Genomic DNA, 14466 nt, shown 5'->3' with positions numbered 1-14466 from the left:
GGGTAAAGGAGGGTAATTAGCTATCTTTGCACAACTAACAAATATTATTATGCTTAAAGGATTTTTTAACGTACCAACACCTGTAAATGAACCCATTTTGGGTTATGCACCAGGCAGCAAAGAGCGTGAACTATTGGAGGCCGCTTTGAAAGAGGCACGTTCAAAGCAAGTAGAAATACCTATGTATATTGGTGGACAAGCAGTACATACCGATAAAAAGGGTAAGCTTAGCCCTCCTCATGATCACCAGCATGTATTGGGAAATTTCAGTATTGGCGATAAAGACCATGTAGTTAAAGCAATAGATGCTGCACTGGCAGCAAAAGCAAATTGGGAAAATCTGGCATGGGAACACCGGGCAGCTATATTTTTAAAAGCTGCAGACCTGGTTGCTGGTCCTTACCGTTATAAACTGAATGCCGCAACCATGCTTGCTCAAAGTAAAAATGCCTACCAGGCAGAGATCGACGCAGCTTGTGAATTCATCGATTTCTTGCGTTTCAACGTAAGTTACATGACTGATATATATAAGCAACAGCCACCTGTATCGCCTAAAGGTTCATGGAATAGATTAGAACAACGCCCGTTAGAAGGCTTTGTATTTGCACTTACTCCGTTTAATTTTACTGCAATAGCGGGTAATTTACCTGCGTCTGCAGCAATGATGGGAAATGTGGTAGTTTGGAAACCTGCAGATACGCAGGTGTATGCTGCAGATGTCATCATGGAGATCTTTAGAGAAGCTGGGTTACCTGATGGCGTAATTAACCTGGTTTATGTTGACGGCCCGGAAGCTGGTGAAGTTATCTTCAATCATCCTGACTTTGCAGGAATACATTTTACTGGATCGACAGCAGTTTTCCAAAACATCTGGAAGATTATCGGCACAAATATCCATAAGTATAAAACTTACCCTCGTATTGTTGGTGAGACTGGTGGAAAGGATTTTATATTGGTTCATGGCACAGCAGATGCAGAGGTTTCCAGCACTGCGATCTTGCGTGGCGCATTCGAATACCAAGGACAAAAGTGTTCCGCTGCATCCCGCGTTTACATTGCAGCAAGTAAATGGCCAGCGATCAAAGAAAATATGCTGAGAGATCTTGCAACCTTTAAAATGGGTGGCACTGAAGATTTCAGTAATTTCATCAATGCAGTTATTGACGAAAGGTCATTTGATAAACTGGCAAAGTATATTGATGCTGCCAAAGCTGACTCATCGGTAGAGGTAATTGCAGGAGGTAATTATGATAAATCGAAAGGATGGTTTATCGAACCAACTGTTTTGGTTGTGAACGATCCAAAATATACGACCATGTGCGAGGAGCTATTTGGACCTGTGTTGACGATCTATGTATATGAAGACGCAGATTTTGACGAGGTATTAGATATGATTGACTCCACCTCAATATATGCGTTAACTGGAGCATTTATAGCTCAGGATCGTTATGCGATCGAAAAGGCTTCTCAGCGTTTGAGAAATGCAGCAGGTAACTTCTATATCAATGACAAGTGTACGGGAGCGGTAGTTGGTCAGCAGCCCTTTGGAGGTGCACGTGGTTCTGGGACCAATGATAAAGCAGGATCAATGATCAATCTGTTGCGTTGGGTTTCGCCTAGAACTATTAAAGAAACATTTGATCCACCAAAAGATTACAGATATCCATTTTTAGGATAAAAAAAAGGCTCCTTACTTTTAAGCAGGGAGCCTTTTTTTAAAGCGATAAAATTACTTAAGCTTTTTAAACACCGTCGATTCTGAATACAGAATCCTGGTGGTTACTCGATTCACAAGTAACGCCTAGATCTTTAATTAATCCGGTCTCCAGGCTATAAGCCCATCCATGAAGACCAAGCTTTTTACCGTTCGTCCACCTATTCTGAATGATAGAAGTCTTTGTTAGATTAAATACACCTTCAATTACATTAAGCTCTACCAATCTTTCAGCTCTCTTTTTAGAATCAGAGATTAGATCTAACTCATGATAATGTAGCCTGTAAGTGTCTTTAATGTTTCTTAACCAATTGTCTATAATGCCAAATTGTTTATTGCCCATCGCAGCAGCAACACCACCGCAACCATAGTGACCACAAACAATTACATGTTCGACTTCCAAAACATTCACGGCATAATCTAATACGCTAAGCATATTCATGTCAGTATGAACAATTACGTTAGCAATGTTACGGTGGACAAAAATATCACCTGGATTGGTGTTAGTAATCTGATTTGCAGGAACACGGCTGTCAGAACAGCCTATCCACAAAATTGGTGGCTTTTGTCCTGCGGAAAGCTTTTGGAAAAATTCTGGATCTTCTGCTAGCGTTGCAGCTACCCAGTCTTTATTTCCTTGTAAAAGTCCTTCGTATGTTATTTCTTCTGTTGGTTGTCTTTCTAGTTTTGCGCACATAATATTTTAATTACTATTAATTTCTTCAATAATTTTATCATTTAACTTGGGCACAGAATAGTGTTGTTTGATTTCTACTAAACTAACTATAATCCCTTTTGTATAAGCGTTATGCTTATAATTAAATATCGTCTCTAATACATCCGGATCGATGTATCGGGAGTTTGTCCCATCAATGATCACATTGGTTTCTTTGGGAATCTTGTTTAATACCACTGCAATAGCCGCTTTATTTAAAAACGACACTTCTTCTGCAAGCGTGATCCGGAGGTTCTTTTTATCACCCTCTTCCTTGATTCTATAAAAGAATGGGTTACGCATGTTTGTACGTAACAAATAGAAGATAGAGAACAACATTCCTACGCCCACACCTTTCAATAAGTCTGTCAGTAGAACTGCAATGATTGTAACCACAAATGGCACAAACTGGTCCCAGCCCTTATGGTACATGTGTTTGAACAATGCAATTCTTGTAAGTTTGTAACCTGTCACCAATAGAATGGCGGCTAAACAGGCCAAAGGGATCATATTTATCAACCCAGGAATGAAAAGCAAAGACAAAAGCAACCAGGTTCCGTGAAAAATGGCTGACATCTTTGTTCTTCCACCAGCATTCACATTGGCTGAACTTCGAACAATAACAGAAGTCATTGGTAACCCACCTACCAAACCACTTACGATGTTACCTGTGCCCTGGGCAATCAGTTCGCGATTAGTCGGCGAGACTCTTTTAATCGGATCAATCTTATCTATGGCCTCGATACTTAACAAGGTCTCCAGACTGGCAACAACCGCGATAGTGACAGCTACTATCCAAACTTTGCTATTGGAAATCTGTGAGAAGTCTGGAGTTGTAAATAATCCTATAAACTCTGACCAGCCGTTCACAACAGGTATCTCCACCATATGATGATCGCCAAGTGCAAACTGGGTACCTTTAAAAGCTATACTTAACCCAATTCCTAAAAGCACGACAACTAACGGCGCTGGTAGAACTGCAAGTTTCTTAAATCTTGGCCAGAATATAAGTACCGCTATCGACAGGCCACTAATAATGATAGCGGCGATACCGAAATGACTTACCGCTGATGTGATGGCCGTAAAGGTATTCTCACTATCGCCCTGAGAAAAACTCTCATCGCCAAAGAAATCGGAGTCTACGCCTAATGCGTGTGGTAGTTGTTTTAATATCAAGGTAAGACCTATGGCAGCTAACATTCCCTCAATTACGCTGGAAGGGAAGTAATTACCTATTGTTCCGCCTTTTAAAATTCCAAGAATCACTTGAATACAACCTGCGAGCACTACCGCTAGCAAGAAGGTTTGATAATTGCCCAGGGAGGCAATGGCGCCAAGAACGATTGCAGTCAAACCTGCTGCAGGACCACTTACGCTTAATTGTGAGCCGCTGATAGATGCGACAACGATACCGCCAATCACTCCGGTTATAAGCCCGGCAAACAGTGGTGCACCTGATGCCAACGCTATACCAAGACAAAGCGGCAGCGCTACCAGGAACACAACTATACTGGCAGGAAGGTCACGTTTCAGGTTTTTTGTTAAAATATACTTTTTTACTTCCAGTCTTGAAAAGACTGAGTTCCCGTTTTTCATTTGTGTATTATTTGAGCAGCCGGACTGTATAAGGCAGCGACTACTTCAGTGTTACTAATTACAAGTATTCTTTCCCAAAAAAAATGAGACTAATTCCTCTTATTGAGGGACGAAATGTTGGAATTAAGAAAAGTTAGGGGGTGGCGTTGGCACCGAGGGATGGTATGGATCAACATACCGTTTAGAATGCTCAATAAAGCTATTATTTATTCTAAAGTGGCTTAAAAAGGCAATATAAGAGTCAATATGGTGGAATTCAACAAGCTTATAGTCTGTATATTTAAGACCAGTTTTACCAGACTCACCGTCGCTGCTATGCTCCTGCTCTATTTGCAAGATCACTGCATTCATAATTTGCTTATCAAACTGAATAAAAAATACAGGTGCGCCTGATATCATCATCTTCGCAGAGAAGATGCCCAGAAAGGCAATGACGATAAAAACACGGTACTTCCTATAAAACATTTATTACCATTTTGTTTTTGTAAGTCAAAAGTAACTCCAAACTTTGATACAAGCCGTACTGTCATGTAAAAAGATTGCAATTACTTTTCTAATGTAAATATCACAAGTAGTTTTCTTATTTGAAAGCGTAATTATATAAAATGGTTCAATTAGTTTAATTTAGGCTTCTTAAATTTCTACGCTACTAAATGAGAAAGATTTTGTTCATACTGGCTGTAATGACTCCGATTCTTGGCCTTGCCCAGAATAACAATGCGCCATCCACCTATGATCCTCATGAAATTGCCATCACTGGTTACCTGCAAACACAATATCAGAAGGCGCAGTCCGCCGGCATCAACTCGTGGTCTGGCGGCGACTTTTCAAAAAATTCCGATGAACGGTTCATGATTCGAAGGGGAAGGCTTAAAATAGATAGGGCGGATAAGTATTCCAGCATCGTGTTTCAGATTGATGCTACACAAAATGGCTTGACATTAATGGATGCTTTTATTCAATTTCACCAACCAAATTCAAAGGACTTACTATTTACAGCAGGATTATTTAACCGACCTTTCGGGTATTCAATAGTCTACTCTTCCGGATATAGGGATTTTCCGGAACGCGCCCGGGTTTTTCAAACTTTAATGCCACGTGAGCGGGACATTGGCGCCATGATTAGTTATAAACCTTCAAAGTTAAAATTTGTACGCGCCGACCTCGCAGTGGTAAATGGAAGCGGACATACGTCAAGGGACTTTGACTCTAAAAAGGACTTCATTGGAAATATTGCTATGGATTTCGATAGTCTCTCGAATAAGAGATTGCACATCGGTTTTGGGGTGTCCGGATACACGGGTTCAGTAAGAAGTGATACAGAAAGCTATTTCCGTTATGAAAAAGGCGGTTATGCAAAGGTTACCAGCAGTGATAACGTAAACTGGTATGCAAAAAGAAGATATTACGGATTGAATTTACAACTGCAATACGACAATACTTTCGGTGCGACTTCTTTTAAAGCAGAGTATGTGGCAGGGCGACAACCAGGGGTTGCTTCATCTTCTACAATAACCGGCTTTGCAGCGAGTACGAGTTTTGGTTCACAGCCTACTACCGACCTTTATCTGCGAGATTTCTCCGGATATTATTTCTGGCTAACGCAAAAGATTGCAAAAACAAAATTGACGGCGATAATGGCATTAGACACGTACGACCCAAACAGAAAGATCAGCGAAGCAGAGATAGGTGCCGGAGGTAATACCTCAGCAGGCGATATCAGGTTTACTACGCTCGGCTATGGGTTTACTTATTTACTTAATCCAAGATTAAAACTGACCATTTACAATGAACACGTTGTAAACGACAACACTTTGCTACCGGACTACAGTGCAGATCTTAAGGATGATGTTTTCACAACCCGTCTTCAGTATCGCTGGTAATATTTTAAAGAGCAACCTATGAAAAACAAAATAGACATACTTCAAAATAAAGTGCTGCAGGCACATGCTGGCGGTGGTGAGGCTAGAGTAGAAGCCCAACATAAAAAGGGGAAACTCACTGCCCGTGAACGCTTGCATTTCTTATTAGATGAAGGTTCTTTCGAAGAAATAGGGATGTTGGTTACCCATCGAAGTACAGATTTCGGAATGGAGCGGGAAAAGTACCCAGGGGATGGTGTAGTCACTGGATATGGAACAATCGCTGGCCGCCTCGTTTACGTGTTTTCACAAGACTTCACCGTTTTTGGCGGTTCATTATCCGAGACTCATGCAGAAAAGATCTGTAAGATCATGGAGATGGCAATGAAGAATGGCGCTCCTTTGATTGGCCTCAATGACAGCGGTGGTGCGCGAATTCAGGAAGGCGTCGTCTCTTTAGGAGGCTATGCAGACATCTTTTATAGAAATGTTCAGGCCTCAGGGGTGATCCCGCAACTGTCTGCCATTATGGGTCCATGCGCTGGTGGCGCTGTTTATTCACCTGCGATCACAGACTTTATATTGATGGTAGAAAACACTTCCTATATGTTTGTAACTGGTCCGAACGTGGTGAAGACGGTTACTCATGAGCAAGTTACGTCAGAGGAACTTGGAGGTGCAACAACGCATGCAACCAAGTCAGGGGTTACGCATTTTGCCTGTGCGAATGAACTGGAGGCGATAAACCATCTAAAGATGCTTTTAAGTTATATGCCTCAAAACTGTGAAGAAATGCCTTCGCATCTTCCCTATACCCCAGGTGATGAAGTCCGGCCTGCCTTATCTCAGCTGATGCCTGAAAATGCGAACCAGCCATATGATGTACGATTAATTGTGACTGAGTTGGCAGATGCCGATAGCTTTCTGGAAGTACATAAAGACTATGCAGAGAATATTGTAGTTGGTTTTGCCAGACTAGCAGGTAGAAGTATTGGTTTGGTGGCTAACCAGCCAGCGTACCTGGCAGGAGTTCTGGACATCAATGCTTCCGCGAAGGCAGCCCGGTTTGTGCGCTTTTGCGATTGCTTTAATATACCGTTGTTAGTTCTCGAGGACGTTCCGGGATTTTTACCTGGAACCGATCAGGAGTGGAATGGGATCATTACCAATGGAGCGAAGTTGCTCTATGCCTTTAGTGAGGCGACCGTTCCAAGAATCACAGTAATCACCAGAAAAGCATATGGTGGCGCCTACGATGTGATGAATTCAAAACATATTGGTGCCGATATGAACTACGCATGGCCCACGGCGGAGATCGCTGTAATGGGCGCAAAAGGCGCTGCAGAAATCATTTTTAAGAAAGAAATTATGGCCGCGGAGCATCCTGAAGAGAAATGGCAGGAAAAAGAGAGAATGTACTCCGATATATTTGCGAATCCATATAGAGCGGCAGAGAGAGGTTTCGTTGACGAAGTAATTGAACCCTCTGAAACGCGGGTTAAATTAATTAAAGCGTTCAAGATGCTTGAGAATAAAGTGGTAAATGCTCCCCGTAAAAAACATGGTAATATCCCGTTGTAATGCTTAGAAGAACTGACATCCTTTTAATGGCCTTCTGTACTGGTCTTATAGTAGCCAACATTTATTATTGTCAGCCGCTGGTGATTCTCGTAGCGCAGGAATTTGGCCTTACTGAGAGCCATGCAGGAAAGATTACCTACCTAACTCAGGCTGGATATGCTTTAGGCCTGTTTCTGCTTGTTCCACTTGGTGACATGTTTGAGCGTAAAAGGCAGATATTGATCATAACAGGACTTGCGGTTGCGTCCTTATTGGTAGCGGGATTTTCGCATTCCTTTCTGGTACTGGAGATCGCATGCGTATTAATCGGTGTAAGTTCGATCGTACCTCAGCTTATATTACCCCTGGCAGCTAATCTGAGTAGTGATGAAACCCGTGGTCACACGATTGGCATCATCATGAGTGGCTTACTGATCGGCATTTTAGCGTCAAGGGCACTTAGTGGCAGTATTGGCTACCTCTGGGGTTGGCGCTCTGTTTATTTCATGGCTGCGGGCATTTGTTTACTGCTGATGGCCTTGATGGCGAAACGCTTCCCGACAAGTGTCCCATCGTTTAAGGGAACTTATGCTGACCTTATGTCATCGATGTGGGGCTATGTAAAAACTCAGCCTGTTTTACGTGAGGCTTCACTGATAAACTTCTTTGCTTTCGCGGTACTTAGTGCATTTTGGACGACTATGGTGTTGTATCTTGCAAGTCCGCCCTACGGCTTTCAGACGTTACAAATTGGACTATTTGGAATTGCGGGCGCTGCCGGAGCACTAGCAGCACCTCTGGTAGGGAAACTTAGTGGCGGAGGTAATCCCCGGCGAAATGTCTTGATTGGCTTGACCTTGCAAATCTTAAGTATTGCATTGTTTTATTTCACTGGCACCTATCTGGTAATGTTTGTTTTAGGGATAATCATTATCGATATTGGACAGCAAGCAATTCATGTGACCAATCAGACCCGGATTTACGCCATTTTACCTGAGGCAAGAAACCGTTTAAACACTGTATTCATGTCGGTCTCCTTTGTTGGTGCAGCTGGCGGCTCTGCGTTAGGACTCTTATTATGGGAACAGGGGCAGTGGCCGATGTTTTGCCTTGGAACAGCATTAGTTATTCTTGTCAACCTGTTGATTTATAATTTTTACAGTAAGAAAACGCTTAATGTCAGCTGATCACGTCCAAATTGAACAGATCAGGTATGAACTTACCTGGCGGATTCGACATGAAGTAATGTATCCACATCTTCCTTTAGAAACGATTAAGTTACCCGAAGACCCGGAGGGCATACATTTCGGACTCTACGCTGGTGATCACCTGACCTCGGTCATTTCTGTTTTTAATCAGGGAAATACCTATCAGTTCCGTAAGCTTGCCACATTAGAAGCTTCACAAAGCAAAGGCTATGGAACAATGTTGCTATCTTACGTAATTGCGTACGTTACGCAAGAAGGAGGAGAGAAAATATGGTGCAATGCCCGTACGGCTGCGTTGAGATTTTATGAAAAGCTTGGATTCAAACCAAGTGGTGATTACTTTTCGAAGCACGGTATAGATTTTGTCATTATGGAGTTACAACTGGGCAACGCAACTGTTGCGTAGGCTCTTGTTTATATATTTGTTCGAATAATTAATAGAAAATGTCAGATAAAGAAGAAAATAAGCCACAACATGTTGAGGTGGTTACGAAGGAGTCACTCGAGTTTTTTGAGAAATATATTAACAACCCCTCTCCTACAGGATTTGAATATCCTGGACAGAAAATGTGGCTGGATTATCTAGAACCCTACATTGATGAAAGTTTCATTGATAATTATGGAACTGCTGTAGGCGTTATCAATCCTGAAGCAGAGTTTAAGGTGGTAATAGAAGCACACGCTGATGAAATCTCCTGGTTTGTAAACTATATCACCCCTGAAGGCTTAATATACGTAATTAGAAACGGAGGATCAGATCACCAGATAGCCCCTTCTAAAAGAGTAAATATCCATACAGATAAAGGAATGGTAAAGGCAGTATTCGGCTGGCCAGCAATTCACACTCGAAATGGTGAAAAGGAAGAAGCTCCAGTGCTAAAGAATATTTTTCTTGATTGCGGATGCAACTCTAAAGATGAGATTGAAGGTTTAGGTATACATGTGGGTTGCGTGATTACTTATGAGGATGAATTCATGATACTGAACGACAGATATTACGTCGGCAGAGCTCTGGATAATCGTGCAGGTGGTTTTATGATAGCAGAAGTGGCCAGGTTGCTTAAAGAAAATAAAAAGGAACTGCCTTTTGGATTGTATATCGTAAATAGCGTACAAGAAGAAATCGGTTTACGGGGGGCAGAAATGATTGCTCATAGAATCAAACCTAACGTGGCGATTATTACAGACGTAACTCATGACACAACAACTCCGATGATCAGCAAAATTACACAAGGAGATCTATCTGCTGGAAAAGGCCCTGTCGTTTCTTATGCGCCAGCAGTTCAAACAAACTTGAATAAGCTCCTGATTGAAACTGCGGTGAAGAATGCTATACCTTTCCAACGACAGGCATCTTCCCGTTCTACAGGTACAGATACGGATGCATTCGCCTACTCTAATGGAGGTGTTCCTTCAGCATTAATTTCACTACCATTGAGATATATGCACACAACTGTTGAAATGATACATAAAGAGGACGTAGATAATGTCATTAGCCTTATTTATCACTCATTGCTCAATATAGAAAAGGACCACGATTTTAAATATACAATATAAATGAAACCAACGCTATTAATATTGGCTGCTGGAATGGCGAGTCGCTATGGCAGTATGAAACAAATCGATGGATTTGGACCGAACGGCGAAACTATAATTGATTATTCGATCTATGATGCTATTAAAGCCGGTTTCGGAAAGATAGTATTTATCATAAAAGAAGAATTTGTAGACAACTTTAAATCCATTTTTGAGCCAAAGCTTGATGGAAGAATTGAAACCGAATATGTGTTTCAAAACTTTGACTTAAAACAATTTGGAATCAATGAAGAGATTTACCGGGAAAAGCCATGGGGTACCGCCCACGCCATCCTATCGGGAAGAAAAGTGGTTAAAGAACCGTTTTGCGTAATCAATGCAGATGACTTTTATGGCCATGATTCGTTTAAGAAAATGGTAGAATTTCTAACGGATGAAGCCTCAGACAGTAATTATTCAATCGTAGGATATAAAATTGGGAAGACGCTATCAGATTTTGGCTCAGTCTCCAGGGGAGTTTGCAAAACAGATGAGGGAGGGTTTTTGGAGGAAATCACCGAGCGTACGCAAGTCTTTAAAAAAGATGACATTATAGTTTACGAAGAGAATGGGGTCGAATATCCATTAGACTATGAAACACCCGTATCCATGAACTTTTGGGGCTTTACGCCGGCTGTTTTTAAACTTACCGAGGAAATGTTCAAAGAGTTTGCACTGGCAAATAAAGACAAGCCCAAAGCAGAATTCTTTATCCCATTGATCGGTGAAACACTGGTACACAATGACACTGCAACCTTCAAAGTAATTCCGACCGACAGTCAATGGTTTGGTGTCACCTATAAAGAAGACAAGCCGTTTGTACAAGCTAGTATCGATCAATTGATCAAGGATGGTGCCTATCCTGAAAAGCTTTGGAGTTAAGAGTGTTTTAGTCATTTAACAAAAAAACCCGGGACAAATGTCCCGGGTTTTTTTGTTAATATTGTTACTAATTATTTATTATCGTCTTTCACTTCTTCAAAGTCAACATCAGTAACACTATCGCCAGCGTCAGATTGTCCGTTTCCACCTTGTGGAGCACCATCAGTTGGCGCAGCGCCATCCTGACCAGCTTTGTACATATCTTCAGAAGCGGCATTCCATGCAGTTTGAAGCTCTTCTTGTGCAGCATCGATATCTGCGAAGTTTCTGCTTAAGTGCGCATCTTTAAGCTTTTTCAATCCTTCTTCGATTGGTGCTTTTTTATCTGCAGAGATCTTATCGCCAAACTCTTTCAATTGTTTTTCAGTTGAGAAGATCAATGCGTCAGCACTGTTTATTTTTTCTGCTTCTTCTTTAGCTACTTTATCAGCATCAGCATTTTGCTCTGCCTCTTCTTTCATCCTTTTGATTTCTTCATCAGTTAAGCCAGAAGAAGCCTCAATGCGGATTTTTTGTTCTTTACCAGTGGCCTTATCTTTTGCACTTACGTGTAAGATACCGTTAGCATCTATATCAAAAGCAACCTCTACTTGAGGAACACCTCGTGGAGCTGGTGGAATACCATCTAGTATAAAGCGCCCTATAGTACGGTTCTGAACAGCCATTGGACGCTCACCTTGTAAAATATGGATCTCAACTGAAGGTTGATTATCAGCAGCAGTAGAGAATGTTTCTGCTTTTTTAGAAGGGATAGTTGTATTCGACTCAATAAGCTTGGTCATTACACCACCCATAGTTTCAATACCTAAAGAAAGTGGAGTTACATCTAATAGAAGTACATCCTTAACTTCTCCAGTTAATACACCACCTTGAATTGCAGCTCCAATTGCCACTACTTCATCAGGATTAACTCCTTTAGATGGCTCTTTACCGAAGAATGCTTTTACAGCTTCCTGAATTGCAGGGATACGTGTAGAACCACCTACAAGAATGATTTCATCAATGTCAGTCGTTTTCAAACCAGCATTTTTCAAAGCTGATCTACAAGGATCAATTGTTCGTTTAATCAAATCAGCTGCTAGTTGCTCAAACTTGGCACGACTCAAAGTTCTAACTAAGTGTTTTGGACCTGAAGCATCCGCTGTGATGTATGGAAGATTAATCTCAGTAGAAGTAGTGCTTGAAAGCTCAATTTTAGCTTTTTCAGCAGCTTCTTTTAAACGTTGTAATGCCATTGGATCTTTATTAAGGTCCATACCATTCTCTTCTTTAAATTCTGAAGCTAACCATTCAATAATGATATGATCAAAATCGTCTCCACCTAAGTGAGTATCACCATCAGTAGATTTAACTTCAAATACACCGTCACCTAACTCCAATACAGAAACATCATGAGTACCACCACCACAATCAAAAACAACGATCTTCATGTCTTTGTGTGCCTTATCCAACCCATAAGCAAGGGCTGCAGCAGTTGGTTCGTTAATGATACGTTTAACAGTTAAACCAGCAATTTCTCCAGCTTCTTTCGTAGCCTGACGTTGTGCATCATTGAAATATGCAGGAACAGTAATAACAGCCTCTGTTACTTCATGACCTAAAAAGTCTTCTGCTGTTTTCTTCATTTTTTGCAAGATCATCGCAGAAAGCTCCTGAGGAGTATATTTACGATCATCAATCTCAACACGAGGAGTATTGTTGTCACCCTTTACCACTTTGTAAGGCACGCGTCCAGCCTCTTTAGAAACTTCAGCGAAGCTACTTCCCATGAAGCGTTTGATCGAAGAAATTGTTTTCGTTGGATTTGTAATCGCCTGACGTTTAGCTGGCTCACCCACCTTGCGCTCTCCATTTTCTGTAAAAGCAACAATTGATGGTGTTGTACGCTTACCCTCACTGTTGGCTATAACTACAGGTTCGTTACCTTCCATTACGGCTACGCAAGAGTTTGTAGTTCCTAAGTCTATACCAATAATTTTTGACATGTTATCTATTTCTATTTGTTATGAAATCTTATTTACAATTGACTTAACAAGCAATGTGCCAATAGACATTTGGCAGAAAATCACTAAGAATTTACGACGTCAGTTATACCAATGTCCGAAATCGAAATAAAATGGTGACAGCTTGACAGAACCTGTATGCAATTAAATACCCATCAGGTCAGCCAGATGATGATGGGCAATACCAAAGAACTTCATAGACTCAGAGATCTCTTTTAACGCCTTTTCATGTTGTTGCCCCTGGCTCAGCTTTTCAGCAACGATCATTATATTTTTTGGAGTATTAACATCAGAGACAAATTCCATAATTTTCGTCTTATAGCCGGCTGATTGCAGAAGCAGAGCCCTTAATCCATCTGTGACCATTTCCGCCTGCCGCTCCAGAAAAACCCCATTCCTTGTTAAAAAGGAAAGTTGCTCAGCACCCTTAGATTTTTCCATTTCTCTCCTGATCTGCTTATGACAGCAGGGGGCCACTACAATTAGATCTGCATTGGCCTGGATACCCTTGTAAATTGCGTCGTCAGTTGCAGTGTCACAGGCATGAAGTGCAATCAAAATATTAAAATCGGTACTATTGAAATCTTGAATCGTCCCCTGGCTGAACACCAAGTCTGCGAATTTTGAAGCTTTTGCAACTTCATTACAAAGTATGACGAGATCCTCTCTAAACTCGACGCCTGTTACCCTTGTTTCAAGGTTTAAGATATTTCGCAGGTAATCGTACAAAGCAAAAGTAAGATAGCCCTTTCCAGATCCCATATCTACAACGTTCATGACTTTTTTCGCGGATAACTCGCTGATTAGCGGCGCTAAAAGATCAATGTAATGGTTAATCTGACGAAACTTGTCTTGCGCATTGTTATAAACTTTACCTTCTGCATCCGTGATGTTTAATGCATTAAGATAAGTTTTTTCAGCAACAGGCTTGATCGCTCTCTCCTTTGGTTTATCATGTGAAAGCGTAAGCTTTACATCAACCGCTCTAATCTTTTGCCGCGACACAATGACACCCTTACTATTGTGTTCAACATAAATTTCTCTATCTGTACAGAACACATTGCATACTCTAAAGTCATAACTTGAAAGATTGATGATCAATTCGACTCCCTCTTTTATGTCATGATTTTTGATCAGGTCACGTGTCTGATACCTATAGGTAAAAGAAAGCTTGTCAACCCTCTTTATTTTAACCTTACGGATATAAATGTTTTTTAAAAGCTTGTCATTCCCTTGATAATTGCCAAGTGTTACCTTGATCAATTTATTATCGGCAATGACTGAAATTAACACTTCCTTGAGCTCATTCAGGGTGACTTGGCTGGACATAACTTAATGTTTAATACATAAA

At 41.1% G+C, this 14466-nt stretch carries 12 protein-coding genes; 7 read left to right on the top strand and 5 right to left on the bottom strand.

Annotation, left to right across the window (positions count from 1 at the left end; all coding sequences use genetic code 11):
- Window positions 1-49: 49 nt before the first annotated feature.
- Window positions 50-1678: an L-glutamate gamma-semialdehyde dehydrogenase gene (gene pruA / locus WKF66_RS04905; RefSeq protein ID WP_489673280.1), complete on the top strand. Its 1629-nt coding sequence runs from the start codon at window positions 50-52 to the stop codon at window positions 1676-1678.
- Between the two features lie 64 nt (window positions 1679-1742).
- Here pruA and can read toward each other — a convergent pair whose 3' ends face one another.
- From can to WKF66_RS04890, 3 genes are all read right to left on the bottom strand, one after another.
- Window positions 1743-2411 (bottom strand): carbonate dehydratase, encoded by a 669-nt coding sequence (gene can / locus WKF66_RS04900; protein WP_489673279.1) that lies wholly within the window; start codon window positions 2409-2411, stop codon window positions 1743-1745.
- 6 nt (window positions 2412-2417) lie between these two features.
- Complete coding sequence (locus WKF66_RS04895) at window positions 2418-4025, bottom strand: SulP family inorganic anion transporter (protein ID WP_489673278.1); 1608 nt, start codon at window positions 4023-4025, stop codon at window positions 2418-2420.
- Window positions 4026-4148: 123 nt separating this feature from the next.
- Window positions 4149-4490 carry a hypothetical protein gene (locus WKF66_RS04890; protein ID WP_489673277.1) on the bottom strand — a complete coding sequence of 114 codons (342 nt, stop codon included), beginning with the start codon at window positions 4488-4490 and terminating at the stop codon, window positions 4149-4151.
- Window positions 4491-4678: 188 nt separating this feature from the next.
- Here WKF66_RS04890 and WKF66_RS04885 point away from each other — a divergent pair, with 188 nt between their 5' ends.
- The 6 genes from WKF66_RS04885 to WKF66_RS04860 are packed head-to-tail and all read left to right on the top strand — an operon-like array spanning window position 4679 to window position 11112.
- Window positions 4679-5908 carry a porin gene (locus WKF66_RS04885; RefSeq protein WP_489673276.1) on the top strand — a complete coding sequence of 410 codons (1230 nt, stop codon included), beginning with the start codon at window positions 4679-4681 and terminating at the stop codon, window positions 5906-5908.
- 18 nt (window positions 5909-5926) lie between these two features.
- Window positions 5927-7468, top strand: coding sequence for an acyl-CoA carboxylase subunit beta (locus WKF66_RS04880; protein WP_489673275.1), 1542 nt, complete (start codon window positions 5927-5929; stop codon window positions 7466-7468).
- Window positions 7468-8634 carry an MFS transporter gene (locus WKF66_RS04875; protein ID WP_489673274.1) on the top strand — a complete coding sequence of 389 codons (1167 nt, stop codon included), beginning with the start codon at window positions 7468-7470 and terminating at the stop codon, window positions 8632-8634. Before WKF66_RS04880 ends, WKF66_RS04875 begins: the two co-directional genes overlap by 1 nt.
- On the top strand, window positions 8624-9061 hold the full coding sequence (locus tag WKF66_RS04870) for a GNAT family N-acetyltransferase (protein ID WP_489673273.1): 438 nt from the start codon (window positions 8624-8626) through the stop codon (window positions 9059-9061). The genes WKF66_RS04875 and WKF66_RS04870 overlap by 11 nt, the downstream gene beginning before the upstream one ends.
- 38 nt (window positions 9062-9099) lie before the next feature.
- Window positions 9100-10212 (top strand): M42 family metallopeptidase, encoded by a 1113-nt coding sequence (locus WKF66_RS04865; protein ID WP_489673272.1) that lies wholly within the window; start codon window positions 9100-9102, stop codon window positions 10210-10212.
- Entirely contained in the window at window positions 10213-11112 is a 900-nt protein-coding gene (locus WKF66_RS04860) for a nucleotidyltransferase family protein (protein ID WP_489673271.1), read from the top strand.
- A gap of 71 nt (window positions 11113-11183) precedes the next feature.
- Here WKF66_RS04860 and dnaK read toward each other — a convergent pair whose 3' ends face one another.
- Together dnaK and WKF66_RS04850 are read right to left on the bottom strand one after the other, a co-directional pair.
- Window positions 11184-13097: a molecular chaperone DnaK gene (gene dnaK, locus WKF66_RS04855; RefSeq protein WP_489673270.1), complete on the bottom strand. Its 1914-nt coding sequence runs from the start codon at window positions 13095-13097 to the stop codon at window positions 11184-11186.
- Between the two features lie 162 nt (window positions 13098-13259).
- On the bottom strand, window positions 13260-14444 hold the full coding sequence (locus tag WKF66_RS04850; RefSeq protein ID WP_489673269.1) for a class I SAM-dependent methyltransferase: 1185 nt from the start codon (window positions 14442-14444) through the stop codon (window positions 13260-13262).
- Window positions 14445-14466 lie beyond the last annotated feature (22 nt).

The sequence above is a fragment of the Pedobacter sp. genome (assembly GCF_037719805.1).
GTDB lineage: Bacteria > Bacteroidota > Bacteroidia > Sphingobacteriales > Sphingobacteriaceae > Pedobacter.
The sequence above is the reverse complement of the archived record's forward strand: the minus strand, read 5'-3'. Positions and strand labels throughout refer to the sequence as shown.

Coding starts and splice junctions, on each gene's coding strand:
- pruA (WP_489673280.1), top strand. CDS start 50: ATGCTTAAAGGATTTTTTAACGTACCAACACCTGTAAATGAACCCATT.
- can (WP_489673279.1), bottom strand. CDS start 2,411: ATGTGCGCAAAACTAGAAAGACAACCAACAGAAGAAATAACATACGAA.
- WKF66_RS04895 (WP_489673278.1), bottom strand. CDS start 4,025: ATGAAAAACGGGAACTCAGTCTTTTCAAGACTGGAAGTAAAAAAGTAT.
- WKF66_RS04890 (WP_489673277.1), bottom strand. CDS start 4,490: ATGTTTTATAGGAAGTACCGTGTTTTTATCGTCATTGCCTTTCTGGGC.
- WKF66_RS04885 (WP_489673276.1), top strand. CDS start 4,679: ATGAGAAAGATTTTGTTCATACTGGCTGTAATGACTCCGATTCTTGGC.
- WKF66_RS04880 (WP_489673275.1), top strand. CDS start 5,927: ATGAAAAACAAAATAGACATACTTCAAAATAAAGTGCTGCAGGCACAT.
- WKF66_RS04875 (WP_489673274.1), top strand. CDS start 7,468: ATGCTTAGAAGAACTGACATCCTTTTAATGGCCTTCTGTACTGGTCTT.
- WKF66_RS04870 (WP_489673273.1), top strand. CDS start 8,624: ATGTCAGCTGATCACGTCCAAATTGAACAGATCAGGTATGAACTTACC.
- WKF66_RS04865 (WP_489673272.1), top strand. CDS start 9,100: ATGTCAGATAAAGAAGAAAATAAGCCACAACATGTTGAGGTGGTTACG.
- WKF66_RS04860 (WP_489673271.1), top strand. CDS start 10,213: ATGAAACCAACGCTATTAATATTGGCTGCTGGAATGGCGAGTCGCTAT.
- dnaK (WP_489673270.1), bottom strand. CDS start 13,097: ATGTCAAAAATTATTGGTATAGACTTAGGAACTACAAACTCTTGCGTA.
- WKF66_RS04850 (WP_489673269.1), bottom strand. CDS start 14,444: ATGTCCAGCCAAGTCACCCTGAATGAGCTCAAGGAAGTGTTAATTTCA.